The 25,125-nt window shown below is 56.0% G+C and carries 18 protein-coding genes and 4 pseudogenes; 11 read left to right on the top strand and 11 right to left on the bottom strand.

Features of this window, described 5'->3' with window-relative positions:
- Positions 1-280: 280 nt before the first annotated feature.
- Complete coding sequence (locus tag ACXAIC_RS18895; RefSeq protein ID WP_475183787.1) at positions 281-1,501, top strand: trans-sulfuration enzyme family protein; 1,221 nt, start codon at positions 281-283, stop codon at positions 1,499-1,501.
- A gap of 193 nt (positions 1,502-1,694) precedes the next feature.
- Positions 1,695-1,847, top strand: a pseudogene (locus tag ACXAIC_RS18890) (hypothetical protein); the annotation flags it as partial.
- A 178-nt stretch (positions 1,848-2,025) separates the two neighbouring features.
- Here the strand turns inward: ACXAIC_RS18890 and ACXAIC_RS18885 are convergent.
- Positions 2,026-2,861: pseudogene (locus tag ACXAIC_RS18885) on the bottom strand (IS5 family transposase).
- Between the two features lie 450 nt (positions 2,862-3,311).
- On the opposite strand from ACXAIC_RS18885, the gene ACXAIC_RS18880 reads away from it, so the two are divergent.
- The 3 genes from ACXAIC_RS18880 (at position 3,312) to ACXAIC_RS18870 (ending at position 5,748) form a co-directional block, all read left to right on the top strand.
- Positions 3,312-3,515 (top strand): hypothetical protein, encoded by a 204-nt coding sequence (locus tag ACXAIC_RS18880; protein WP_475183784.1) that lies wholly within the window; start codon positions 3,312-3,314, stop codon positions 3,513-3,515.
- A gap of 335 nt (positions 3,516-3,850) precedes the next feature.
- Positions 3,851-4,579, top strand: coding sequence for a DUF6065 family protein (locus ACXAIC_RS18875; protein ID WP_475183781.1), 729 nt, complete (start codon positions 3,851-3,853; stop codon positions 4,577-4,579).
- Positions 4,580-4,584: 5 nt separating this feature from the next.
- Positions 4,585-5,748 (top strand): hypothetical protein, encoded by a 1,164-nt coding sequence (locus ACXAIC_RS18870; RefSeq protein ID WP_475183778.1) that lies wholly within the window; start codon positions 4,585-4,587, stop codon positions 5,746-5,748.
- A 76-nt stretch (positions 5,749-5,824) separates the two neighbouring features.
- Here the strand turns inward: ACXAIC_RS18870 and ACXAIC_RS18865 are convergent, their stop codons facing one another.
- Positions 5,825-6,139 carry a transposase domain-containing protein gene (locus ACXAIC_RS18865; RefSeq protein ID WP_475183776.1) on the bottom strand — a complete coding sequence of 105 codons (315 nt, stop codon included), beginning with the start codon at positions 6,137-6,139 and terminating at the stop codon, positions 5,825-5,827.
- Positions 6,140-6,248: 109 nt separating this feature from the next.
- Positions 6,249-6,395, bottom strand: a pseudogene (locus ACXAIC_RS18860) (hypothetical protein); the annotation flags it as partial.
- Positions 6,396-6,441: 46 nt separating this feature from the next.
- Between ACXAIC_RS18860 and ACXAIC_RS18855 the strand changes: the two are divergent.
- On the top strand, positions 6,442-6,837 hold the full coding sequence (locus ACXAIC_RS18855; RefSeq protein ID WP_475183773.1) for a hypothetical protein: 396 nt from the start codon (positions 6,442-6,444) through the stop codon (positions 6,835-6,837).
- A gap of 100 nt (positions 6,838-6,937) precedes the next feature.
- Here the strand turns inward: ACXAIC_RS18855 and ACXAIC_RS18850 are convergent, their stop codons facing one another.
- Together ACXAIC_RS18850 and ACXAIC_RS18845 are read right to left on the bottom strand one after the other, a co-directional pair.
- Complete coding sequence (locus tag ACXAIC_RS18850) at positions 6,938-8,260, bottom strand: NAD(P)/FAD-dependent oxidoreductase (RefSeq protein ID WP_475183772.1); 1,323 nt, start codon at positions 8,258-8,260, stop codon at positions 6,938-6,940.
- Between the two features lies 1 nt (position 8,261).
- The gene (locus tag ACXAIC_RS18845; protein ID WP_475183769.1) at positions 8,262-9,587 is read right to left on the bottom strand and encodes an NAD(P)/FAD-dependent oxidoreductase; all 1,326 of its coding nucleotides are present in this window, start codon (positions 9,585-9,587) and stop codon (positions 8,262-8,264) included.
- 221 nt (positions 9,588-9,808) lie between these two features.
- On the opposite strand from ACXAIC_RS18845, the gene ACXAIC_RS18840 reads away from it, so the two are divergent.
- The 4 genes from ACXAIC_RS18840 (at position 9,809) to ACXAIC_RS18825 (ending at position 15,492) form a co-directional block, all read left to right on the top strand.
- Entirely contained in the window at positions 9,809-10,039 is a 231-nt protein-coding gene (locus ACXAIC_RS18840) for a hypothetical protein (protein WP_475183767.1), read from the top strand.
- A gap of 8 nt (positions 10,040-10,047) precedes the next feature.
- Positions 10,048-12,489 carry a fatty acid cis/trans isomerase gene (locus tag ACXAIC_RS18835; protein WP_475183765.1) on the top strand — a complete coding sequence of 814 codons (2,442 nt, stop codon included), beginning with the start codon at positions 10,048-10,050 and terminating at the stop codon, positions 12,487-12,489.
- A gap of 111 nt (positions 12,490-12,600) precedes the next feature.
- The gene (locus ACXAIC_RS18830; protein ID WP_475183762.1) at positions 12,601-14,220 is read left to right on the top strand and encodes a GMC family oxidoreductase; all 1,620 of its coding nucleotides are present in this window, start codon (positions 12,601-12,603) and stop codon (positions 14,218-14,220) included.
- A gap of 60 nt (positions 14,221-14,280) precedes the next feature.
- Complete coding sequence (locus ACXAIC_RS18825) at positions 14,281-15,492, top strand: mandelate racemase/muconate lactonizing enzyme family protein (RefSeq protein ID WP_475183760.1); 1,212 nt, start codon at positions 14,281-14,283, stop codon at positions 15,490-15,492.
- Here the strand turns inward: ACXAIC_RS18825 and ACXAIC_RS18820 are convergent.
- Together ACXAIC_RS18820 and ACXAIC_RS18815 are read right to left on the bottom strand one after the other, a co-directional pair.
- Positions 15,465-17,597: a putative bifunctional diguanylate cyclase/phosphodiesterase gene (locus ACXAIC_RS18820; RefSeq protein ID WP_475183757.1), complete on the bottom strand. Its 2,133-nt coding sequence runs from the start codon at positions 17,595-17,597 to the stop codon at positions 15,465-15,467. The two genes, ACXAIC_RS18825 and ACXAIC_RS18820, sit on opposite strands and share 28 nt — an antisense overlap.
- Before the next feature lie 198 nt (positions 17,598-17,795).
- Positions 17,796-18,065, bottom strand: a pseudogene (locus tag ACXAIC_RS18815) (malate synthase G); the annotation flags it as partial.
- A gap of 159 nt (positions 18,066-18,224) precedes the next feature.
- On the opposite strand from ACXAIC_RS18815, the gene ACXAIC_RS18810 reads away from it, so the two are divergent.
- Positions 18,225-18,977, top strand: coding sequence for an SDR family NAD(P)-dependent oxidoreductase (locus ACXAIC_RS18810; RefSeq protein WP_475183755.1), 753 nt, complete (start codon positions 18,225-18,227; stop codon positions 18,975-18,977).
- An 84-nt stretch (positions 18,978-19,061) separates the two neighbouring features.
- On the opposite strand, the gene ACXAIC_RS18805 is transcribed toward ACXAIC_RS18810, so the two are convergent.
- From ACXAIC_RS18805 to ACXAIC_RS18790, 4 genes are all read right to left on the bottom strand, one after another.
- The gene (locus ACXAIC_RS18805) at positions 19,062-19,733 is read right to left on the bottom strand and encodes a DUF7002 family protein (protein ID WP_475183752.1); all 672 of its coding nucleotides are present in this window, start codon (positions 19,731-19,733) and stop codon (positions 19,062-19,064) included.
- Positions 19,730-21,358: an adenylosuccinate synthetase gene (locus ACXAIC_RS18800; RefSeq protein ID WP_475183749.1), complete on the bottom strand. Its 1,629-nt coding sequence runs from the start codon at positions 21,356-21,358 to the stop codon at positions 19,730-19,732. The genes ACXAIC_RS18805 and ACXAIC_RS18800 overlap by 4 nt, the downstream gene beginning before the upstream one ends.
- The gene (locus tag ACXAIC_RS18795; RefSeq protein ID WP_475183746.1) at positions 21,359-22,693 is read right to left on the bottom strand and encodes a macro domain-containing protein; all 1,335 of its coding nucleotides are present in this window, start codon (positions 22,691-22,693) and stop codon (positions 21,359-21,361) included. It lies immediately after the preceding gene.
- Positions 22,694-22,905: 212 nt separating this feature from the next.
- A complete protein-coding gene (locus tag ACXAIC_RS18790; protein ID WP_475183743.1) occupies positions 22,906-25,065 on the bottom strand; it encodes a malate synthase G in 2,160 nt (719 codons plus the stop codon).
- Positions 25,066-25,125 lie beyond the last annotated feature (60 nt).

Below are 25,125 nucleotides of genomic sequence, written 5' to 3'. Positions count from 1 at the left end.
GTGCTGTGTCACGCCTCTTGCCCGGCCAACCAGGCGGACCTGCGCGCGTTTTCTTGCCGGCGAACCAGAAAAACCATCAAACAGGGTCTTATTTGTTGAGGGTGCTACAATGAGCCGAAGGCTGGCAACCTATTGTTTCATAAAATGAAATTTTCGTCAGACTCTCGGCCACGGTAAATCGTGATAATCAAACATCACAGAAATCTAACTGACCCGAACATGACCAACAAGTTGACGATGCCGGCTCTTCACTAAAGCAGGCTTGATGAAAGACAAAATGATGATGAAGAAAGATACCAAACTAACTGGACCAATGACCAGAGCCATTCATGCCGGGGAAGCTCCGGACCCGGCGACAGGTGCCTCGGCCCCGGCGCTGCATATGACCTCAACCTTTGTCAGCAGCGAGGTCGCCGGGTTCTCCGCCCATGACATTCAGGAGGGGGAGAACAGCTTTCTCTATTCCCGGTGGAACAATCCCACTGTGGCGATGCTGGAGCGCAAGATTGCAGCGATGCAGGGCGTTGAAAGCTGCCTGTGCCTGGCCTCTGGCATGGCGGCGGCAACGGCCATCTTTCTGACCTTTCTTGCAGCGGGAGACCATGTCGTCGTCTCTGACGTCTCTTATGCAGGGGTTGCCGAATTGGCACGGGAGACGTTGCCCCGCATGGGAATCGAAGTGACTGCGGTCAACATGGCGGATCTGGAGAGCGTGGCGGCGGCGGTCCGTCCCGAGACGAAACTCATTCACATTGAAACCCCGGTCAATCCGATCGGCCGGTTGACCGATATTGCAGCCGTATCCGCGCTCGCGCGCCAGGCAGGTGCACTGCTCAGTTGCGATGCGACTTTTGCCTCGCCGCTCGGAATGGATGCAGCTGGCCTCGGTGTTGATCTCATCATGCATTCAATCACCAAATATATTGGTGGTCATGGCGATGCGGTCGGAGGGGCCATTGCGGGCAAGGCCGATCTGATAGAGCGTCTGCGCGCTGAAGCGGCCATTCATCATGGCGGTGTTCTGTCCCCCTTTAATGCGTGGCTGATTGCGCGGGGCGCCGCTACTCTGCCGCTGCGCATGAAGGCCCATCAGGCTGGTGCACAGGCTGTTGCCGAGTGGCTGGAAACCCACCCTAAGGTCACCCGTGTCATCTATCCGGGCCTGACCTCGCACCCCCAGGCGGAGCTGGCCACGCGCCAGATGTCGAACTTTTCCGGCATGATTGCCTTTCAGGTTGGCAGCGCGGAAACGGGCCGGGCTCTTGCCCAGCAGATGATCGACCGGCTCGAGGTGATCCACTATGCGGTTTCGCTCGGCCATCACAGGTCGCTTGTTTTCTGGATGGAGACCGGCCCTTTGATGGAAACCTCGTTCCGGCTGGAGGGCGCACAGCTGAATGCGTACCGGGACTATGCGGGCGACGGCATCTTCCGTTTGTCAGTAGGACTGGAAGATTCGGAAGACCTGATTGCGGATTTGCACAATGCCTTGGGAGAATGAGTGCGGCGTGTGTCGCAAAGGGCTGTCTCGCAAATCCCTTTGAAGGCATAGGATTCGGCGCAGGCCAAGATTGAGGTGAGAATGGCGGTCCGAATCCGGGACAGTTCTAGTTAGGCGCGCAGAGAAAGGTTCTTTGTCCGTAGAAGTACGCGGGTTCGACACCTCGCATGAAATCACAATCTCGCCTCGGTAGTACAATTCCGTCGACCATGGATATGCGACCACGATTTACAAGAGCCAGGGCGCGACTGTCGACAAGACTTTTGTTCTCGCATCCAAGAACATGGATCCTCATCTGACGTATGTGGCGTTGTCGAGACATCGGGAGGGGGCAAAAATCTACGCAATTCCTAGCGCCTGGCGAGAGTTGAAAAGAGAAAAAATCCAACTCCGAAACATACTCAACCACCGATCCTTTCGACGCTAACCCGTTACAAGTAAACTAAAAAATTCCGATCACGAGACGGGAGTTCATCCGGTTTAGCAAATTTTGCAGAAATACTCTAAGAGCCCAATTCAAAAGTTTATGAGGGAACGCAATAGGTTGCGAGCTTTCGGGTCATGATCTTGATGCTGGCGATGTTGATCCATGCGGTTGAGCTTTCGATTGATTTCTCCCAGTCTTTAGCCAACCGGCGGCATCTGCCCAGCCATGCGAACGTGCGCTCCACCACCCATCTGCGTGGCAAGAGCTCAAAGCCCTTTGCGGCATCGGACCGTTTGACGATTTCAATTGTCCAGTCTCCGTTGCCCGCCAAGGCCGTGCGAAGTTTTTCACCGGCATAGCCGCCGTTGGCGAAGACATGGCGCAACCAGGGGAACCGGTACCGGATGGCCTTCAAGACAGCGGGAGCGCCATCCCGGTCCTGGATGTCGGCACCTTAGACCAGAACGAACACCATCAATCCAAGCGTATCAGTGATGATATGGCGCTTGCTGCCCTTGACCTTCTTGCCCGCATCGTAGCCGCAAAGCCCGCCGCTTTCCGTGGTTTTCACGCTTTGACTGTCGATGACCCCGGCGGTGGGCGAGGCTTCACGCCCCTCCAGTTCCCGCGTGGCGGCAACAAGGATCTGGTTGATGGTCTGCCAAAGCCCAATATCGCGCCAGTTATAAAATAACCCCGGACCGTCGAGGCTGGAGGAAAGTCTTTCGGCAGTGCCCGCCACTGACTGCCGCTGCCCGCGATATAAAGGATCGCGTTCATCACCTCTCGCATGTTGGTCGTCTGCGGCCGGCCGCCTGGTTTGGCGGCAGGGATCAGCGGCGCTAAAATAGCCCATTCCCGGTCCGTCAAATCGCTTGGATAACGAAGATAGTCCCGGTTATGTTGCTTGCGAGTGATATCATCCCAGGGCATCCGATCCTCCATCTTCTCGACAAAGACGGTTGAATCACAACCCGTTGGTATCACTCAACTACTTTTAAATCGGGCTCTAAGAAATATCTACGTCAGTAAAAATTCACCACTCACTGGATTCACACATTAATATTTTTGGGAATTTTAAAAAAAATGAACGCACTCTCAAAAATTTAATACGTTTATACGTTAAAACTAAAAGATAAAAAAATTTTTCTATATTAAATTAAGTACTAATATTTTTTTGATTCGTGTAATTTGCTTCTATAGAATGATTCCGAATTTCTTCATCGCACTATTTACACTATTCTACCTTAACAGTCAATTTATACATGTGAAAAACTTTTCTACGTTTCTAAGTAGACATACTTACGCACTTCTGACTACGCTACCCCTCGTTGATCCAGACATCAACAAGCCTGAAGCAACCTAACTGGTGGAGAAGTAGCAATGACCAACAAAATTATCAGCGTTAAGCCGCAAGCAAAAACTGAAATGGGTGGCGGTCTTGCCCCTGTTGTGCTGCGCCCGTCTGTAAAGCCAGTTGCAAAGGCGGAAATGGGTGGCGGTTATGCCCCGGTTGTTCGAGGCCCAGCTGTTAAGCGGGTCGCCAAGGCTGAGATGGGTGGCGGGCTTTCACCGGTTCGTATCTGATCTATTTTGTGGTAGCAGGTAGATATCAATCTACCTGCTAACCTATGATGGTTCATTGGTTTAGCTGCGGATTAGGTTCCAAGGAGACTTTGATGGAACAAAATGAGCTACTACGTGAACTGGAAAATGTCCAAGATGTTTGTGACTTTTTCATAAAATGGCGACAGTTTCGCCATCTTCTAACCGATGATCAACTGTCACGAATGCCTTGCTCAGACGAACAAAAGAAATGGATCGGATCTCAATCCTAGATCTAGTTGAAAACGACGAAACTCCGCTATTCGGCAACACAACTTCCTACACCAAGCACTCCTAGAACCGTAAGCAAGAGACGCATGACCAAAATTGTATCGGTTTGGAAAGCTTACCAAAAAGCACCGGAAATACGAACTGCAGAAAAAAGCGCGGCGGGAACAATGCCAGCTGGCGCTTTTCAATACTGCGAAGCCATGCGCACAGCCTCCTCGTTCGGTTGGTACGTCTATCCCCCCAAGGATATCTCGCTTTTTTTTGATGGCCGCGAGATTTTCTACCACGAGGACGATCAATGGTTTCCTATGAAATCAATCAATTTTGAAGATGGATTTCAAGAATACTGGAAGAGTCAAGCACCCGAAAACCTGCATTCATACGACCCACCTTTTTTGTCTGAGTTGTTCGTCCCTGGTGCAATGCAGATATGGTCGGGATATTTTGTAAGCACGCAACCAGGTTGGTCACTTTCCGTACGTAGCCCGGTAAATTACGATATCAGGAGCTCTCTTTCTGTTTACGAAGGCATCGTGGAGAGCGACACTTTTAAGCCTTGGCCTCTTTTCATCAACATACGATTGCTCGCAACCAACAGAGAAATTTACCTCTCAAAAGATCGACCTCTTTTTCAAATGCAGCCTCTCCCCAAACAAGCTTACGCTAACAACAAGCATGGACTTGAGAGCCACGACAGTCTTGAGGCTGGCGAAAACTCGATCGACTGGAATGGCGTGGAGAAGACGGTCAGAAAATCAGAAAATCGTGATTCTCGAAGACCCGGCACCTATGCAGTTGAAACGCGGAAAAAGTAAGATAATTGTCAGCACTCAATAGCCCAACTGCCAAATCCAGTCGATCCACGAAGAATAAACAAAAGGCTAAGAGCGTGCAATTCGATAGATCGACAAGATTAGAATTGCTCGTCGCCTCTTTTTCGACTGTACCTTTTTACTGCACACCTTTCATCATTTCACTATACGCTCAAGATTACTCGAGTTCGGAAAACAATATTGTCTATTTCCCAAGTATCATGATGTTTGCGCAACTTTTATTAGTTTTGTTGCTTCCCACCATATCTGCGTTTGTCAAATTAAACAAGCTGTTTTCGAGTATATTCTTTGTAAGTTCCTGTGTTTTGTCAGGTTGTTTGTTTTTAGAAGCAAACGATTTTTATCTCTCAATTTGCGCGCTACTCATTGGATTATCAAGCGGATCGCTGTTTTCATTTGGAACCACAATATCTTTGAATGCCTCTGACAAAACAATCGCATTTCTTACCAGGCTCGCATATACGCTTGTGCTTACAGGGCTTGTTTCTTCAATATTAGTTTTTTTTCATGAAACTTTCGGCTTGCGATCGATACTCATACCAATTTCGATATTCTACTTTATTTTTTGCTTTTATATTATTTCCAAAGAAATAAAATTATTGACTACAGAAGAAAAGAATCGAAGACCACAAATAAAAGAACTAATCCCCCTGTCGCTAGTCTTTATTTTCTATCTTTCTCAATCCGGGTTTTATGTGTTTCACGCATCCTTTTATGACGGTGACTTTCTTTCCACTGCATTACTAGCGATTTCACGCTTCGCAGCAGGCGCAGTCATAATACTTCTGCCCGCAACCGTATTTAAAAAGCAATCTAGGACAGCTTTGATCATTTGGCTAGCCATAGAAATTTCCTCAGTTCTATTTCTCTCGCAAGAACTAAATCTATTTTTTGTTTGCTTTGTGATTGTAATGTACGAAGTTAGCCTCAACAAATTGGGTGCTTTCGCACAGGCACGCGCAGGTGCATTGTCTAAGGATCTAGCCCTCAAATATTTGGCACCGTCTATAATCGGAGGTGCCGCGCTCGGGCCGATTTTTTTTGCTCGGGGCGTTGAATTAATTGGTGAAAACGGAATAGTTTTCGCCACAATTTCATTAGTGGTGTTTTCTGTTTTGGTGTTGAATTCTTTTTCAACTGAAAAGGGATAAACCTCAAAATTTTCAACGTTTCGTTTCCAGCTTTGGCTGGAAAAAATTTTTCTTGAATTTCGCTATATCAATTTGACTAAAACAGCGTCTTATCTCCGAGAATGAAACGCCAATCAACCATCTTGCAAAGGCTGTCATCTTCGATCTCGCCATCTTCAATAGCCTGATGAAGGCGATTGCTGATTTCTGGCCAATGTGTATGCAGGTCCGTATCCGTCCGGTGAAGCCGATCTTCATGGTTGCCTCGGGCTCTGTTACGCTGCCTTTGCAGCGTACACCCTGGCATGAGGTCGTTGATGCGGTTGATCTTGTGATCTGTGATTTGTGCTAGGAGCCAGGTCAGCCAGGCTTGCGGGTCGATGCCGCCGAGTTTGGCGGTTTCGATCAGCATATAGGCGATAGCCGCGGATTTGCCGCCTTGTGAGCCCATTAAGCGGTCGTTTTTCGACCAAGGGCATCGGCTTCATCGCCCGCTCTGCGGCGTTGTTGTCCAGTTTCAAGTGCCCGTTATTGAGGTACGGCCTGGCTTTCGGCGGGCGGCGGAGGGCATGGCGGATCGCAGCAGCCAGAGGTGATTTTCCCGAGATCAGCGTCAAACAGACACAACGAGAAATCTTTCTCCGGAGGGCGATTGAAATCGCAGGCATTAAAACCTATCAGAAATACGAGTGATATTTTTACCGGAGTTTTCTGATGCGTTTTCTTTTTGGACTTGTTTTCATTTGTCTTCTGTCTTCCGCAGCACAGGCGGACACGATCCGCGAAACGGTCCGGGCCAACAGGGCAACCCCTGTCGGCAGCCACGCCGTTTATGGCCCGCAATGCGGCAGCGGCACCATTCCCAAAATGAAGATCACACAGCAGCCCAAGCACGGTACTGTGACCTTCAAGCAATTCTCCGGCAAACTGGGGAAAAAGGCCGGGCGCTGCGCGGGCAAGACCGTGAAGGGCACGGCCGTTATCTATCGGCCGGACAAGGGCTTCCGGGGCGAGGATGTGTTCCGGGTCCGCTTTGTCATGGATATGTATACGTACGGCTCCACGAAGATCCGTAACGTCTCCAACAAATATGTCATCCAGGTTAAATAAGGGCAGAGCCGGACGCCCGCGCCCGCCCCTATCCTCCACTCTGCTGCGCGCAGCAAAGCAAGGGTGTTCGCCCCTTTTTGCAGCACAGAGGCAGGATGCTCTAACGGTCCCTCCAGCCATACAGCCAATAGGCGCCTTGAAGGTAGAGTTTGCGGAAAGCCGGGAACGGGAACCTGGCAAGGGGACGCTGCAAGGCCACCGGAAGATCCGATGGCTTTACCGCACCGGTGATCAGGCCGGCGACCTTTTCTCCGGACAGCGAGGCCATCGCAATGCCGCTGCCATGCCAGCCCATGGCCGCATAGAGCCCGTCCATGCCCGGCACCTCCCCGACAAAGGGCGTCAGATTGCGGGACATGCACACATTGCCGTGCCATTTGAACTCGGTGTCCACATGCGCCCAGGCAGGGAACATGGTTTCAAAATCGGTGCGGGCCCGTTTCTGCATGGCAGCCAGGGCGGGTGCATTCTCAAAGATGCCGCCCCGTGTGCCAAACAGAAACCGCCGGTCCGGCAGCAGCCGGAAATAGTGCAGCAGGATACGGGTATCGGCGGACATCGTCCCGGACGTCCAGCCTTGCGCACCCAGTTCCCCGCCGGTGAGCGGCCGGGTCACCTGAATGGACGACATGACCGGCAGCGTGCGTCCGTGGATCCATTTCGGCACATGTTCACGGGCATATCCGTTGACGCTCAGAACCACCTTCTTGGCGCGCACAAAGCCCTGTTCGGTCTCCAGCCGCCAGCGCCCGCCATCCGGTTTCAGATCGGTCACCGGTGACTTGCCGTAGATCCGTCCTCCGGCCTTGCGCACCTGATCGCCCAGGGCGAGCACATATTTCATCGGGTTGAGGGCAAAACCATAAGGCATATGAAGACCCCCATGAAAACCCGGCCCGCCAAACCCTTCAGCGGTCAGGTCTTCCCTGGCCAGGACCCGGGCCCGAATGCCGAAGGTTTCCTTTAAAAAGGCCGCTTCGGTTTTCAGGGCTGCCGCCTCCCGCGGCCGGTGCGCAAGATACATTTCCCCCTTGGAATGGCGGTCCGCATCCAGGCCCCAGTCCAGAAGCCTCTCGGCCACCAGATTGATCCCCGCCACCTGATAGGCGACGAATTTGCGCGCCTCATCAAGGCCGAATTTGCGGATGAGCTGACGCTCGTCCAGCTTGGTTCCGCCAAGACAACAAAAGCCGCCATTGCGGCCGGAGGCGCCATAGCCCACATGTTCGGCTTCCAGAACACAGACCGACAGCCCGGCCCGGGCGAGTTTCAGGGCCGCACTCAGACCGGCAAACCCGGCTCCGATCACGGCCACGTCAAACAGCGCATTGCCCATCAGTTGCCGGTCCTGCCGGAGCCGGGGCACGCTCGCCTCCCAAAAGCTGCCCACCAGAGCGCGGGGCATGATCTCCTGATAGCCCATGTCAGATCCCGAGCCGGTCCCGCAGGGAATACCAGCTCATGGCCAGCAGCAGCAGCGGATGGCGGAACCGGTCACCGCCTGGGAAGGACGGGATTTTCAAGGTTTCAAACACGTCAAACCGCCCGGCGGTTCCGGCAATTGCTTCGGCCAGGATCTGCCCACCCAGAGTGCCCATCGCCACCCCATGGCCGGAATAGCCGGACGCAGTCAGCATGTTGGGCGCCAGCCTGGCAAAATAGGGCATGCGTTTGGGGGTAATGGCGAGGGTCCCCCCCCAGCCGAAGGCAATCCCGGCGTCTTTCAGCTGAGGGAAAATCTCCAGCATCGGCCTGCGTACGAAGGCCTTGATGTCCTCGGGAAAGCGGTATCCATAGGTCTCTCCTCCGCCAAATAACAGGCGCCGGTCGGCGGACAGGCGGAAATAGTTGATCACGAATTTGCTGTCATCCACGGCCACATTGTTGCGGATGATCTCTTTCGCTTCATCCTCAGAAAAAGGCTCCGTTGCCAAAATGAAATTGTTGATCGGCATGCAATGGGCGGCTGTGCCCCGCTCCAAACGGCCGATATAGCCGTTGCAGGCCAAGACGAGAAACCGGGCTTTGACATGGCCCTGTGCGGTGCGGACCAGAACCGTTCCGTCACCTTGCCGGTCAATGCCGTCAACGCGGGTCTGTTCATGCAGCTTTGCCCCGACGTTTTTGGCAGCCTGCCCCAGCCCCAGCGCATAGTTCAGCGGGTGCAGATGTCCGGCGCCCATGTCCAGCGCTCCGCCGAAATAGTGCGGGCTGCCCACATGCTCTCCGATCTCGTCGCTGCCGATAAAGCGGATATTTTCATAACCATAGGTGAGATGCAGATGTTCCACCTCTTCCCGGGTTTCTTCCAGGAAAGACCTGCGATGAAGCGCATGCAAAATGCCCGGCGTGTAGTCGCATTCAATCCGGTGGCCGCTGATCAGCCCGCGCACCAGGGTCTTGGAGTCTTCCGCCAGCTCCCAAAGAAGCTTGGCATGAGACAGCCCGTGCCGCTGTTCCAGAACCGCCTGCCCCACCCGCTGGCCGGAGCCGACCTGCCCTCCGTTACGCCCGGACGCTCCCCAGCCGATCCGGTTGGCTTCCAAAAGCCTGACATCCAGACCGCGCTCCGCCAGATGCAGCGCTGCCGAAAGGCCGGTATAGCCGCCGCCGACAACACAGACATCGCAGCTCTGCGCCCCGTCCAGGGTCTCAAAATCCGTTTGCCAGTTTGCCGTAGCAGCATAATAGGACGGAGCATGCTGTCCGGGCGTGTCGTTTGCCGTCAAAAGGTCAAGCGCATTCAGCATCGCAGGTCATCGGGTCCTTTTCCTGGCGCACAGGTTCAGTTCAAATGAAGCGCGTCACCTTCCATCGTTCAGCCCAAGGTTTCAAGAAGAAATCAGCTCTACGCGGGCAAGTTTCTGCTTGATTTTGCAACCCCTTGCATCTCACTTAGCGTCACCGTTCAGCTTATGATACAGACCGGCCCGGCAATGTGACCCGCGCGCGTCTGAAGGAAGGTAAAACTGTGTTTGGACCTGTCGAACATCCCTGGCTAGATCCTCTGTGGCGGCGCATCGCGCTGGTCGTATTTTGCGGTGCCTGGACGGGTATGGAATATTATCTCGGCCATTCCGGCTGGGCGATCTTTGTTGGACTGGTCACGCTCTATGCGGCCTGGTCCTATCTTGTGACCTACAAGGGCCCGGAGGACGAGACCCGGACCACCCGGCCGGCTCCGCACGACGAAGAAGGATAGACGGCAGCATGCGGCACGGCAGCGACAAGACCAACTGGCGCCTGTGCCTGCGCGGATGGCAAGACCTTCGGCGCAGCCTCTTTGTGATGGTGCTGCTGCTGGTTCTGCCGGGCACTCACCCTGCGCTTGCCGCCGACAACACCGGCGCTGCTTTACCCCAGCCCTTTTGGGACCAGGTAAATGCGGCGCAGGGCTCGGTCCAGGACGTTTTGAACAAGCGCTGCGTCGTCTGCCACGGCTGTTATGATGCCCCGTGCCAGCTGAAACTGTCCTCACCCGATGGCTGGCTGCGCGGGGCCTCGAAAACCAAGGTCTATGATTCCAGCCGCCTGACCGACGCACCGATGACCCGCCTCGGGGTCGATGCCAAGACGGTGCCGGGCTGGCGTGCCAAGGGTTTCTTCCCCGTAACGAACACTGGTGAGAGCGGCCAGGCCTCCGTGCTGGAGCAGATGCTCAAAGCCGGGCGCACTCAGGCGTTCCGGCTCGGAGCGCCGCTGCCGGAGGAAATCGACATCAGCCCCCTGCGCCGGAACAGCTGCCCGGCGCCCTCGGACATGGGACACTATCTAAACGACCACCGGTTCGGCGGCATGCCCTTCGCGACCGCCCCGCTTCCCGACAAAGACTATCAGAAGCTGCTGGACTGGGCGGCCCGGAGGGCACCGGTGCCGCAGCAAACGGTGCCTTTGCCGGAGGAGGTTCAGGACAAGGTTGACACGATCGAGGCGTTCTTCAACCGGGACACCCTCCGGCAGAAACTGGTCTCCCGCTATCTCTTTGAGCATCTCTTTCTCGCGCAGCTCCATCTGGAGGGCGGCGCCCCCCGGCGCTTCTTCCGCCTCATCCGGTCACGGACAGGGCCCGGCGAAACGGCAGATGAAATTCCGTTCCGGCGCCCGTTCGATGATCCAGGCGGCCCGTTCTTCTACCGTCTCGTCCCGCTCAAGGGCACCATCTTGCACAAGGAGCATATCGTCTACCGGATCGGCCCTGAACGGCTTGACCGTTACCGGGATCTGTTTTTTGCCGGAGACTGGACACTGGACACCCTGCCCCCCTATTCGCGGCAGGCGGGCGGGAATCCCCTGTCCACGTTCCAGGCCATTCCGGCCCGCAGCCGCTACCAGTTTCTTCTCGATGACGCGCTCTATTTCGTGCGCACCTTCATTCGCGGGCCCGTCTGCTACGGCCAGGTTGCGGTCAATGTGATTCAGGACCGGTTCTGGGTGTCGTTTCTGGCACCCGGCTCCGACCTTTCCGTGACCGATCCAGACTATCTCAAGGACGCGATACCGATCCTGGAGCTGCCGGTCGCCATGTCCAGCGACACGCTGAGCAAACGGCTGAAGAGCTTTCTTCAGGTCGGCCCGATCAAATATCAGGCCTTCCGGCAGGCCCGCTATGCCCGCCGGGCGAAAACCGAAGGCGGGCTTGGCTACAAGGATATTTGGGATGGCGATGGCAACAACCCGGATGCCCGTCTCACCATCTACCGGAACTTTTCCTCTGCGTCCGTCGTCAGAGGTTTTGCAGGCGCCATTCCCAAAACCGCCTGGGTGATCGACTTCCCGTTATTTGAGCGGATTTATTATGACCTTGTGGCGGGCTTTGATGTCTTCGGCAATGTCGAACACCAGCTCACGACCCGGATCTACATGGACAATCTGCGCCGCGAGGGGGAGCGCATGTTCCTTTATTTCCTGCCGCCCACGGCCCGCAAACCGCTCCATGACAGCTGGTACCGCGGGCCGCTGGCCAACCTGATCGACCTTTGGAAAGAGAGCCCGCTCGATACGGCCAGTCCATCCGGTGTCACCTTCACCACCCGCCAGCCCAAATCGGAATTCCTGAGCCGCCTGCTGCAAATCCCCCCCGCCCTTTGGCCGCAAAGCGATCCGGTCAACCGCTGCGAGGCAGACGCCTGTGCCCCGGCGGCGAGCACAGCCGGACAGCTGCGCGCCCTCACCGGATCGCCTGCGCCTTTTGCCAAGTTCCTGCCCGACATTTCGATTCTGATGGTCGAGACCGGCAGCAAGAACGAGATCTTCACCCTTGTCCACGACATGGCCCACAGCAATGTGGCCTTCATTTTCAATGAGGATCTGCGCCGGGAGCCGGACAAGGACACGCTCACCATTGTGCCGCGCCAGTTCAGCAGCTATCCGAATTTCATTTTCTCGGTGACGGATGGCGAGCTGCCCGCTTTTATCAGCCGCCTCAAGGCCGTGCGCACCCAGCGGGCCTTTCTGGATCTGGTCAGGCACTACGGCATCCGCAGAACCGACCCGCGTTTCTGGGCCAGTCTCGACCGGATACAGGCCGGCCTCAATGCCCAAGACGCAGTTCAGGCGGGTCTTCTGGATATCAACCGCTACCGGGATCCCAAACCGCTGGATCCGATTGAACGCTTGTTTCAGTTCACCTTTTCCATCGACGAGGACACTTGAACGCACGCAGCGTGTCATCGGGGTTGCCTTTCACCGGCCTCCGCGTTTTTTCGCTTCAAAGTTTTATCAAACCCGGCAACACTCGGGCTGCGACTCGTTTTTGCCCGTGGGATGCCTTTGGACACAGCCGACTACATCATCATTGGCGCTGGATCGGCCGGCTGTATTCTGGCCGAACGCCTGAGCGCGGACCGGCAAACCAGCGTCGCCGTACTGGAGGCGGGCGGACCGGACAGCTCTCCGCTTGTCTCCCTGCCGCTCGGCTACGGCAAGCTGATCTCCGCCGCCAAATACACATGGCAATTTGAAACCGAAGCAGATGCAGGCCTCAACGGACGCAAGGCCGCCTGGCCACGCGGACGGGTGCTCGGGGGCTCCGGCTCCATCAATGCTCTGGTCTATTGCCGGGGCCTGCCCCGGGACTTTGAGGACTGGGTGGCCTCCGGTGCGCAAGGCTGGTCCTGGCAGGATGTGGCCCCTGTTTTCGCCCGGCTTGAGACCCTGGTGTCGCCTGAGGGCCGCAAGGCCGGGACCGGTCCCATCCACGTCCAGAATGTGTCCGACCAGATCCACAGTTTGACCCGGCATTTTTTCAAGGCGCTGGAAGAGGTCGGCCTGCCCCGAAGCAAGGATTTCGCAGCCATGCAGCGCGAAGGCTTTGGCGCCTATCACCTCAACACCCGTGATGGCCGCAGATGCTCCTCGGCCCGTGCCTTTCTTCATCCGGCACTTGAGCGCACCAATGTGCAGCTGCGGGTCAACACCCAGGTCCGCCGCATTCTTGTGAGCGGGACCACGGCCACCGGCGTTGAACTGACCGGGGGCGAGATCCTGACAGCCCGGCGCGAAGTGCTCTTGTGTGCGGGCGCCATCGGATCCCCGCAGCTTTTGCAGGTCTCCGGCATTGGTCCGGGTCCGCTGCTCCGCGCGCATGGCCTTCCGGTTGTGCTTGAAAACACCCATGTTGGGGGAAATCTGCAGGACCATCTGGCCGCCAGTTTTACCTTCCGCGCCCGGGAACGCAGCCTCAATGCAGACCTGCGCCCTCTAACGGGACAGGCCTGCGCCGCCCTGCGCTATGCGCTCACCCGCAAGGGGCCGCTCGCCCTGTCGGTCAACCAGTGTGGCGGGTTTCTCAAATCAAGACCGGCGCTGGAGCATCCTGACCAGCAGCTTTACCTGAATCCGGTCAGCTATCGCCTGACAGACCGCAATGGGCGGCTGACCCCGGAACTTGACCCGTTCAACGGGTTTGTCATCAGTGCCCAGCCGACACGCCCCACAAGCCGGGGCAGGATTGACATCAAAAGCGCTGACAGCACGGTCCCGCCCCGGATCTGCGCCAACTCTCTGGCCACGGACGAGGACCGGGCGGCGGTGATCGACGGCGGACGCCTGTGCCAGAAAATCATGGCCAGCCGTGCCATGCGCGCGGTGGTCGAGACGTCTGAAGCCCCCCATCTGGAAACCCTGGACGATCCCGGCCTTCTTGCCGATTTCCAGGAACGGGCCAAAACGGTCTATCATCCGGTCTCAACCTGCCGGATGGGGCGGGACAGGACGGACAGTGTCTTGGACAGCCGCCTCAAGGTCCATGGAATGAAGGGCTTGCGGGTGATCGATGCCTCCGCCTTCCCGAACATCACCTCCGGAAACACCAACGCCCCGGCCATGATGCTGGCGCTGAAGGGAGCCGATATGATCCTGGAAGACCGCAAAGCCGATGCCTGAGCCCCTTTCCGGGACCGGTGTTCCCGCCGTTTCCCCCGAACCGTGACCAAGAGCCCCGCCATGCAGCTTGATGTCCTTGAAACCTTTGTGGTCGCCAATCCGCCGCCCCGCCATGGCGGGCGGTATTTCATCTTTGTCAAACTGGTCACCAGATGCGGATTGACCGGCTATGGCGAGATTTACAACGCCACCTTCGGGCCCCACCTGGTGGCACGCATGGCAGAAGATGTGTTCCAGCGCCAGTTTGCCGGGGAAGACCCGCACCACATCGAAAAGCTGTGGCACAAGACCTATGGCGCGGGCTATACGCAGCGCCCGGATGTCTCCGTCATGGGTGTTCTGTCCGGCCTTGAAATGGCCTGCTGGGACATTATCGGCAAGGCGGCGAACAAGCCCGCCTATGAACTTCTCGGGGGCAAGGTGCACGAGCGGCTGCGCTCCTACACCTATCTTTATCCGGCCTCCGGCGACGTCTATCCCGACCCAGCCCAGCCGAACGTCTACAATGATCCGGGTCTGGCTGCAGCAGCAGCCGTGAAGGCCGTGGAACAGGGCTTTACCGCCGTCAAGTTCGACCCGGCGGGGCCTTACACGATTTATGACGGCCACCAGCCGAGCCTTGATGATCTTGAGCGGTCAGAAAGCTTCTGCCGGGCGATCCGCGAAGCTGTCGGCACAAAGGCCGATCTTCTTTTCGGCACGCACGGCCAGTTCACGGTGTCGGGCGCAAAGCGCATGGCGCGGCGTCTTGAAGCCTATGATCCGCTCTGGTTTGAAGAACCGATCCCGCCGGAGCGGCCCGAGGACATGGCCGAGGTCGCCCGCTTCACCACGATTCCGGTCGCCACCGGCGAGCGTCTGTGCACGAAATACGAGTTCTCCCGGGTGCTTCAGACCGGCGCAGCCAGCATCCTGCAGATGAATCTTGGCCGTGTGGGCGGCTTGCTGGAGGCCAAAAAGATCGCCGCCATGGCCGAATGCCATTCAGCCCAGATAGCACCGCATCTTTATTGCGGGCCGCTGGTCGCCCTTGCCAATATCCAGATTGCCACCTGCAGCCCGAACTTCCTGATCCTGGAATCGATCCGCCGGTTCGATGGCTTTTACGCCGACCTGCTGACCCGGCCGATCCACTGGGAAAACGGCTATGTCCTGCCCCCGCAGGCCCCCGGCCTTGGGTCAGACCTGAACGAGGACATGGCGCGGGCGCACCCTTATGAGGGCGAGACCTTGCATCTGGGCCTTCAGGAAACGCCCGCCCTGCCGCTCTGAACGGGCCCCTGAACCGTACCAGCGGGCAAAGGCACAACGGAGAACAGCGGGTCAGATGCCGATTCGGCCGGAGCCAATGTGGTCTGATGCAAAATCTTGGCGATCTCGGCCGCCGGCATCGGCAGTCCGAACAAGAAACCCTGCACTTCCGAGCACCCACCCACTTTCAGAAAGTTCAGCTGGTATTCCGTTTCAACCCCTTCGGCAAGCACCGGTACGCCGAGACTCACCCCCAGTGCCAGTGTGGCTTTCACTATGGCATCGGACTGGCGGTTGGACTCAAGATGCCGGACGAATTCCCGGTCGATCTTGATCTTGTCGAAGTCATGGGCCTGCAAGGTGGCAAGGGATGAGTAGCCCGTGCCGAAATCATCCATGACAATGCGCACCCCAAGGTGCCTCAGGTCGCCCAGGATCTGTGCGGCCCGAGAGGCCTGAGCGACAATGCCGGTTTCGGTGATCTCCAGTTCAAGCCGGTGCGGTTCCAGCACGCTTTCGGCCAGAACGGCCGCGATGATCTGCGGAAACTGGCTGTCCGCCAGCTGGACTGGCGATACATTGATGGCGACACGCATCGCCTTGGGCCAGGAGGCCGCCTCCAGGCAGGCAGTGCGGGCGACCCAGGCCCCCAGTTCCCGGATGAAACCGGTTTCTTCTGCAATCGGAATAAAATCCAGCGGCTCGACCATGCCCCGTGCCGGGTGGTTCCAGCGCAGCAGGGCCTCTGCGCCCACGATCTGACGGGTCGAAGCATCATTTTGCAGTTGATAATAGAGCTGGAACTGGCCGTTTCTCAGGGCGCAGCTTAGCTCCAGCGCCAAAGCACTCCGGTTCCGGGTCTGCCCATCCAGATCGGGATCGAAGCAGACAGCCTCTTCTCCTTCCAGCGCTTTGGCCCGTCGCAGGGCCAGTTCCGCTGCTTCCAGCAGTTTCACCTCCGAAGCGGCATGATCCGGGGAACACGCATAGCCGATGCAGCACCCGGCCTCGATCCTGCCCGTGTGCCAGTCCAGGGGCTCGGCGACCAGAGCCTTGATGCGTCTGCACAGATCGGAAATATAGGTGCTGGAATAGACCGGCTTGCCGATGATGACAAATTCATCGCCATTGGTCCTGGCCAGAAACTCGTCCGCCTGCAGCCCTTCCGACAAGTGTTTGATCACGTGGCGCAACAGGGCGTCTCCACCTGCCCGGCCAAGCGCTTCATTAATGTCCTTGAACCGTCTCAGATTGCAGACCACGGCAACCGTCCGGGCATTGCCGGCCGCGGCCTTGAAGAGGAAGGCGCCAAGCCATTTCTCCAGCCCCCTCCGGTTCGGCAGCCCGGTCAGCGGATCGTGATGTGCCATATGGGTCAAGCGGCTGTCTGCTTCCTTCACGCTGAGACTGTCGATCACATGGGTCAGAAGCGCTGAGAAGAACAGGACAGCAACGGTGAAGCTGACAGCGATTCCGACCTGCTGACTGGACGCAAGCCCGGCCCCCCATCCTTCCTCAAGCCTGAGTGGCAGGAAACTGGCCCCTGCCATGGCCACGAAATGCAGGCTGAAAACGGCCATCGCGAAACTGCCTGCCGCTGCATAGACAGAATACTGGCTGGAGGGCCGGGCAACCCGGTTGGTGGCCAGACTTCCGAACACCAGAGCCAGCGCAACGGCAACCACCACATAGCTGCTGGAAACGGTCACCACGCCGGACACCCGCATCGCCTGGGTACCGATAAAATGCATGATCACGATGGAGGCGCCGAAAAGCGCGCCTCCCAGCTCGATCATCCAGCTGTCCCGGGTCAGGCTGCTCACATAGAGCCCGGCTGTCGCCCCTGCCACCGCGATCACGAGTGTCAACAGAGTGAGACCAAGATCATATCCCAGGATCAATGGGCTCTCATACGCGATCATCGCGACAAAATGGGTGGACCAGATTGTCCCGCCCCCGATCAGACCGGACAGGAACAGCCAGAGCAGTTTGAGAGGCCCTTCTGAATGCCTGACCCTGGCATAGAGCCGCATGGTCAAAACGGCCCCGCACAGCAGCAATATAACAGCTAGAACGGTCAAAGCCGTGTCATGCTCATAGGCAATGCAAGATAAAACCGTCAGCATTCAGCTCTCCAAACGCCAACAGATTATGGGATACCAGCGAGAAAAACGTAAAGCTGCCAAAAAAATCGGGTAAAATAAAAAACTTTTTCGTATTTCCTGCGTATTTATTACAGGCATTCTCTCGAAAATGGCGGATATTTTCCTGAAGCGACACCGGCATCCCCTCACCGTTTTCTTGCAAATGAGGGGATTCGCCGCTCAGGCCAACTTGGCCTTAAACTCGATTCGCCGCCGAAACAGCGCCGGCTCGGTATACCCGTTCGGCTGCTTCGTGCCCTCCAGCACCAGTTCACAGGCCGCCTGGAAGGCAATTGATTTGCCGAAATCCGGGGCCATCGGGCGGTAGAGCGGGCCGCCAGCGGTCTGGCCGTCAACGACGGCTGCCACTTTCTTCAGGATATCGACCACCTGTTCCTCGCTGACAACGCCGTGGTGCAGCCAGTTGGCGATGTGCTGCGAGAAAAGCCTTCATGAGGGCGTTCAGCCGCCTCCCAAATCCTGTGCCACGCTGAAAGGCTTTCGCCTTTGCGCCAAGCCTGCTACCTCAGGACTGCAATCCGGCCTTGAATGCCTGACGGCAAGCCCGGGCCGGTTTCGTCCGAAACGTCACGAGCAGCGAGAGACAAGATGCCGGATTTTGCGATCTATCCCAGCCTGAAAGACAAGACCGTCATCGTTTCCGGCGGTGCGGAAGGCATTGGTTCGGAAATTGTGAAGGGCTTTGCCGCGCAAGGGGCGCGGGTCGGGTTTCTGGATCTGAACGAAACCTCGAGCGCGGCGCTTGGCCGGACGGGCGAGAATATCGACTATGAAATCTGTGACCTGCGCGACATTGAGGCGATGCGCGCCGCGCTGGGGCGGCTGACCGACCGGCTGGGGCCCGCGCATGTCCTGGTGAACAACGCCGCGCGTGATGACCGCCACAACTGGCAGGATGTGACGCCGGACTATTGGGACGAGCGGCAGCACACCAACCTGCGGCACATGTTCTTCGCCATCCAGGCGATTGCCCCCGGCATGGCAGAGCTTGGCGGCGGCTCCATCATCAACATGGGGTCGAATTCCTGGTGGGAGGCAGGCGGCGGGTTTCCGGCCTATGCCACGGCAAAGGCCGCCGTCCACGGCCTGACCCGCACCATGGCCCGCGACCTCGGCGACCAGCGCATCCGCGTGAACACCGTCGTGCCCGGCTGGATCATGACGGACCGCCAGAAGGCCCTCTGGGCCACCCCCGAAGCCCTTGAAGCCCACCGCGCCCGCCAATGCCTGCCCGATCTGATCGACCCGATCTATGTCGCCCGCATGGTCCTCTTCCTGGCCTCCGACGACGCGGCGATGTGTACGGCGAATAATTATATGGTTGAGGCGGGGTCGATTTGAGGGGAGAAGGAGTTGCGCTTCGAATGTGAATCTAAACGGGCACTCTCGTCAGTGGTTCAATGTTAAGCTGGCCCTTCCAGCTTGCTACTCTTCGATAACTGCAATCGTTTGATCACCTCGTTTCACGACTACTCGTTTGACGTGATCGGCTATGTCCGGAACAGAATGTTCCACGACCAGCTCAACAACTCGCTCCATCCTGATCCGCCGTGCCCTCCAGTGTTCATAAGGATAATCATCTATTCTACTGAAAATTCCCTTATCTCTAGCAAAAGGAAACGGCTTTGTGCAACCGCTATTGTACGGACAAAGAAATATACTATCTCTATAAGCCTCAACTATACTTTTTGTATCCACCTCCAAAACATCGTGCTCCTGTTCTCTATACGCAGCCGCATTAGTTAGCCTATGGAGGCGATTTTCGCTCAACCAAAAGAATACTTTTGAATTTAGAATTCTATACCAGTCCGCAGGTCTCAGCTCAGCTGGCAAGGCCCTCAGAAGTCCAGCGTCGCTCATTGGCTTCTGGTCTCGAATGACTGCTCCAGGCAGCCCCTCGCACTCGATTGCCACGCTTTCAGGCCGATGACTGGCCAGCAAAACTTCGCGATAATCATCAGACACTTTGTATAGATCTGTTAGCGCACCTGTGCTGAGTAGGCCATGGTATTTGATAGACTCCCACGATCCACGCTCGGCCATGTGAAACAGTGTCGGGCAGTCCTGAATGAGTTGCTCTAGCTCTTCCGGTGTCACCAAGCTCTCCGATCAATTACATTTCGCCAATTAAAGTCAGTCGACAACAATGACACCGGTCGGCCAGAAACTCGCTCAACTTCTTCGACGAATCTTATTGTTTCAGTGCTTAACTGCTCAAATCGAAACGCGCTTCTATTTTCAACATCAAAGTAATCAACAAATGTAAGAGCGATGTCTGTTGGACCATTCAATTGAACCGAATCTCTGAACTGCTCCCAATCAAATTCAGCGATACGCCTAGCTCTATTTGTTGTTGTTGTCCGCTCGGTTTTATTCAACTCTTCAAGAGGTATTCCGCTTCTTTCGTTAATTTCTTCCATTTTTACTTCAAAGGCCATATCACCGGAGGGCCCACCTACTCGAATTGGGTAGGTTCGGCAAACCATAATCACTTTTCTGACGTTCGAAGGCGCAATCCCAGCATCTGCCAGACACCCTGAAACAGTAGTGTCTCGCGTCGTAACATGTGGGTATTGACCGTGATGCAAGCTAAGCGAGGTACCTTGCGTACCCTCCAACATTATCTTGTTCCCTTTTACAATCGCGTCAGAAATAACTTTTTTCGCAACTCCAATATATGGCGCTAAGTCTTCACAATCCCGCGCAAGAAATTTTAAACTTCCAGATTTATAATCAGATCTCCCAATCATTTTTCTTGATGAAGCAATACCAACACCTTGTGCTGTTGAGCTAATATTTCCAAATTTCTCTTCTTCTTCTTTTCGATCCTCGTCTGTAATTATCATTGCTTGCTCATCAATTGTGAGCCGTTCGAATGAAACATCGTGATCCGAAATCTCTTTCAAAAGTTTAGGGGGATAAATTACTGCACCCGGCCCGAGTAATAACTTGGCGTTAGGTGCACGTCCGGTCCCCGAAGGCAGATGAAAATATTTTTCGGGAGGTTCGCCAAATACTTGGTGCCCTGCGTTTGGCCCACCAACACGTATCAACAAATCGTATTCAGGTGCTATGTGGCCAACGATGTTGCCCTTTCCCTCACTCCCGTACTGCCCGCCAACAATCACATCAACTAAGGGTTCACTCGATCTAGGGTATAGATTAAGCAACGCAGTAGCTCGAACAAGAACAGCCTCTTTGCTGCACTTATCCGTCTGCACCACAATATCTGCTATTTCCTTTAGGTTTTCGACCTGCTTTTCAGTCGGATGCCTTTTTAGTTTATCATAGTCAGCATCTTGATCCTCGGATCGTCGTCTGCTTTGAAATCGGTTGCGGAGCTCTTCATCCGAAGCTGTAAGGTGGATGTGGTGCACATCTGTACCATACGCTTTTCGAATTGCATCGACTTGCCCCCTGATCCTCACGGAATCTACGACGAACAAGCCTTCGGGCGTTTCTCTTTTGCTAGCCCTGTCGATTATCGCCTGTAATTCTTCTGCAACCCACTTGCCTTCATCGAGTTTATCAAATTTGCGCCCTTCCCTTTGAAGCGCCTCTCGCTTCATAGACTTCTTGCCAGTTTTTTGAAGGATAAGGTCTTTTGTCTTTACGATCATAGCGCCGTGGCGCTCTTCAAACGATCGCACGAGATTCGACTTTCCCGAGCAAATCGGGCCTGAAACAATTACGATTTGAAAACTAGTTCGCTTGTTCGCCAATTAGAACATCTCAAGTTGAATTTTTTTAGGCGGTTTATCGTAAACTAAAACAGACAACCCTGACCGCACAGCAGCTTGGTCTATCATCTCTTCTATAACACTCCAACTTCCGCCCGCTGCACCAGTGCCAATCTTTGGCAAATGAATACTAGCCCCAGTTTGTTTTGCTTCTTGGGTAACAGCGTTAAGGCACTTTTCTAGAGACGAGTATCGGATTCTTGGGTATGGTGAGGGACCAAACCCCTCCTGTGCAATCATACTCGCTATTGTGGTTCCATTTTCTGCTTTTGTGAAAATTACCTTACCCAAACGCTCTTGGAAATCAAGCTTCTGCAATCTTTGCGCGAACTCCTCCTCAGCGCTAGGATATTTTTTTGCTAGCTGCCTTGCCACGCCACCGCCCCATCTAAGAGCCCTATCATTCACCAGCTGGCAAACAATTTTCTCATCTTCACCGCGAGGGCTCAGAATGTTCCCAAAGACATTGCAAATAGGCTTACGATCAACGCTCGGTTCCTCAAATCGAATTAAACCCGCGACTCGTGGGTAGGCGCTCCCCGTATAAGCAGGCAGCCCCACATACTCGATCAGAACCTTAGAGCCCACGACCCAATCCTCGGACGCTTTGTCCGTGTACCCAATAGCGACGCAGCTACGTGCAACACTGTTCTCTGGAAGCACCTTGCCTGCTAGCTTCACTCTGGGAGCCGTTGGAGAACCAACCATGTAATCTACTTTGTACCTACGTACATTATCCTTGATAAATGGAGAGGAAAAGAAAACTGCGACAGGTTTTTTTGATATATTCGCGAACCTTATAAGAAACGCCTCAAAGGAAACATCGTACTTCCTGCACTCTATCAACAAATCCTCAATGCCAGGAAGATCAACTGCTTTCTCTATACTGCCCGCTGGCAACACAAACTCTGACGCTGCAATGTTACAGAGCATTTCAATTTGCCAGTTGTCACCAACTTCGTTCTGGCCTTTGCGGTTTCTGATCTTCGCACGCCAGTCTGGGAACAGCATGTGTGCAACTTCATGAGCTATTGAGAAGCGAACTCGCGTTCTAGGCTGCTGCGGGTTGAACTCAATTTTCGCACCACTTTCGGACCCCAAAAGCCTCGCATCAGAAATATTAGAGTTCGCTTCTACTTCTGCATCAAGCATCTTTGCAAGAAACAATGGATTAAAAGGCGGCCCTTGCCAGCCTTTTTCTCTAGCCTTAAAAACTAATTCTCGCGCAATTTTTTCTATGATTACTATCGGATCGCCCCCTTTTGCAAGGCTAAGAACCGATTCATTTGTCCAGTTTACGCCGTCTCTGTTTTTCATACTTCACGCTTAAAAAGTTGCTTACGTGAAATGTATCCCAATTCGCAATCGACTGCCATACGTTCGCACCAAACAATTCCGACTTCGAATATGAATCTACGGTCCTAAATTACGGCGGCTTTACAGATCGGGCTGAGAACCTGCAAACGTCCAACTTGCCGGCGCAAATCTGTCGACCGCCCCAGCGTGCCAATCAGCCCCCGCTAGCAACTTCACCCCACCTTCCCCTTAAACTCAATCCGCCGCCGGTGCAGAACCGGCTCCGTATACCCGTTCGGCTGCTTTGTGCCTTCCAGCACCAGTTCACACGCCGCCTGAAACGCGACTGATTTGTCGAAGTCCGGGGCCATCGGGCGGTAGAGCGGGTCGCCCTGGTTCTGGCCGTCGACGACGGCGGCCATTTTCTTCAGGGTGTCGACCACCTGCGCTTCGGTGACGACGCCGTGGTGCAGCCAGTTGGCGATGTGCTGGGAGGAGATGCGCAAGGTGGCGCGGTCTTCCATGAGGCCGATATTGTTGATGTCCGGCACCTTGGAACAGCCGATGCCCTGCTCCACCCAGCGGACCACATAGCCCAGTATGCCTTGGGCGTTGTTGTCGAGTTCGGCCTGAATGTCGTCCGGCGCCCAGTTGGGGCGCTCGGCGACGGGGATGGAGAGGATGTCGGTGAGTTTGGCCGGGCTGCGCTCGGACAGCTCCGCCTGACGGTCCTTGACCGATACCTTGTAATAATGAAGCGCGTGCAGGGTTGCGGCGGTGGGGGACGGGACCCAGGCGGTGTTGGCGCCCGACATCGGGTGGCCGATCTTCTGCTCCAGCATGGCTTCCATCAGGTCGGGCATGGCCCACATGCCCTTGCCGATCTGCGCATGGCCCGGCAGTCCGCAGGCAAGGCCGACATCGACATTGTTGTTCTCGTAGGCGCTGATCCAGGTGGCGGCCTTCATGTCGCCTTTTCGGATCATCGGTCCGGCTTCCATGGAGGTGTGCATTTCATCGCCGGTGCGGTCCAGAAAGCCGGTGTTGATGAAGAAAACCCGGTCTTTTGCCTGGCGGATGCACTCTTTCAGGTTCACCGTCGTGCGGCGTTCTTCGTCCATGATGCCCATTTTGAGGGTGTTGCGCGCCATGCCAAGCGCGTCTTCCACGCGGCCGAAAATCTCCGAGGCAAAGGCGACTTCCTCCGGCCCGTGCATCTTCGGCTTGACGATATAGACCGAGCCCGCGCGGCTGTTGGTCTGAGCGCCATAAGGGCCGATGTCATGCAGCGCGATCAGCGCGGTGATCATGCCATCGAGCAGGCCTTCGGGCGCTTCATTGCCGTCTTTATCCAGAACCGCATCGATGGTCATCAGATGGCCGACATTCCTGACCAGGAGCAGCGAGCGGCCATGGAGCGTCAGGGCGCTGCCATCCGGGGCGGTGTAATGCCGGTCGCCATGCATGCGGCGGGTGACGGAGTTGCCGCCTTTTTCGAAGGTTTCCTCCAGATCGCCGCGCATCAGGCCAAGCCAGTTGGAATAGACCAGAACCTTGTCCTCGGCATCGACGGCGGCGACGGAATCCTCGCAGTCCATGATGGTGGACATGGCCGATTCCAGCACGACGTCGGAGATATGCGCCTTGTCGCTCGATCCGATCGGGTGCCGGGCGTCGATGTTGATTTCCAGATGCAGGCCGTTCTTTTGCAAAAGCACCTTGTAGGGCGAGGCCGTGTCGCCGGAATAACCGGCGAATTGCGCCGGGTCGGCAAGGCCCGTTGTGCCACTTGCTGTTGTGACGACCAGCGCGCCGAGCTCAATGCCGAGGCCTGAAACATCCGACCAGTTGCCTTGCGCCAGCGGCGCCGCCTCATCCAGCACCTTGCGGGCATAGGCGATCACGTCCGCGCCGCGGGCCTGGTCGAAGCCGCCCGGCTGGGGCCTGGACCCCATGGCGTCGGTGCCGTAAAGCGCGTCATAGAGCGAGCCCCAGCGCGCATTGGCCGCGTTCAGCGCGTAGCGGGCATTCATCACCGGAACGACCAGCTGGGGCCCGGCGACAGAACCGATTTCCGGGTCGACATTCTCAGTCCCGACCTGAAAGGTCTCGCCCTCCGGCACCAGATAGCCGATCTCCGTCAGGAACGCCTCGTAGGTTGCCATGTCGGGCGTGCCGGGATTGGCCTTGTGCCAGGCGTCGATCTTTTCCTGCAGCGCGTCGCGCTTTTGCAGCAGCGCGCGGTTCTTGGGCCCAAGATCATGGATCAGCGCGGAGAGGCTTTTCCAGAAATGGTCCTGCTCCACGCCCGTTTCCGGCAGGGCCTTGTCGTTGACGAAGTCGTAAAGCTCCTGAGCAACCTGCAATCCGTGGGCGGTGATCCGGGCGGTCATTGTGCGTCTCCATAAAACAAGCGGTCAGGGGACGGCCCTGAACCGCGTTCACTCCACGTT

This window comes from Roseibium sp. AWQ4_254, from assembly GCF_056161025.1.
The sequence above is the reverse complement of the archived record's forward strand: the minus strand, read 5'-3'. Positions and strand labels throughout refer to the sequence as shown.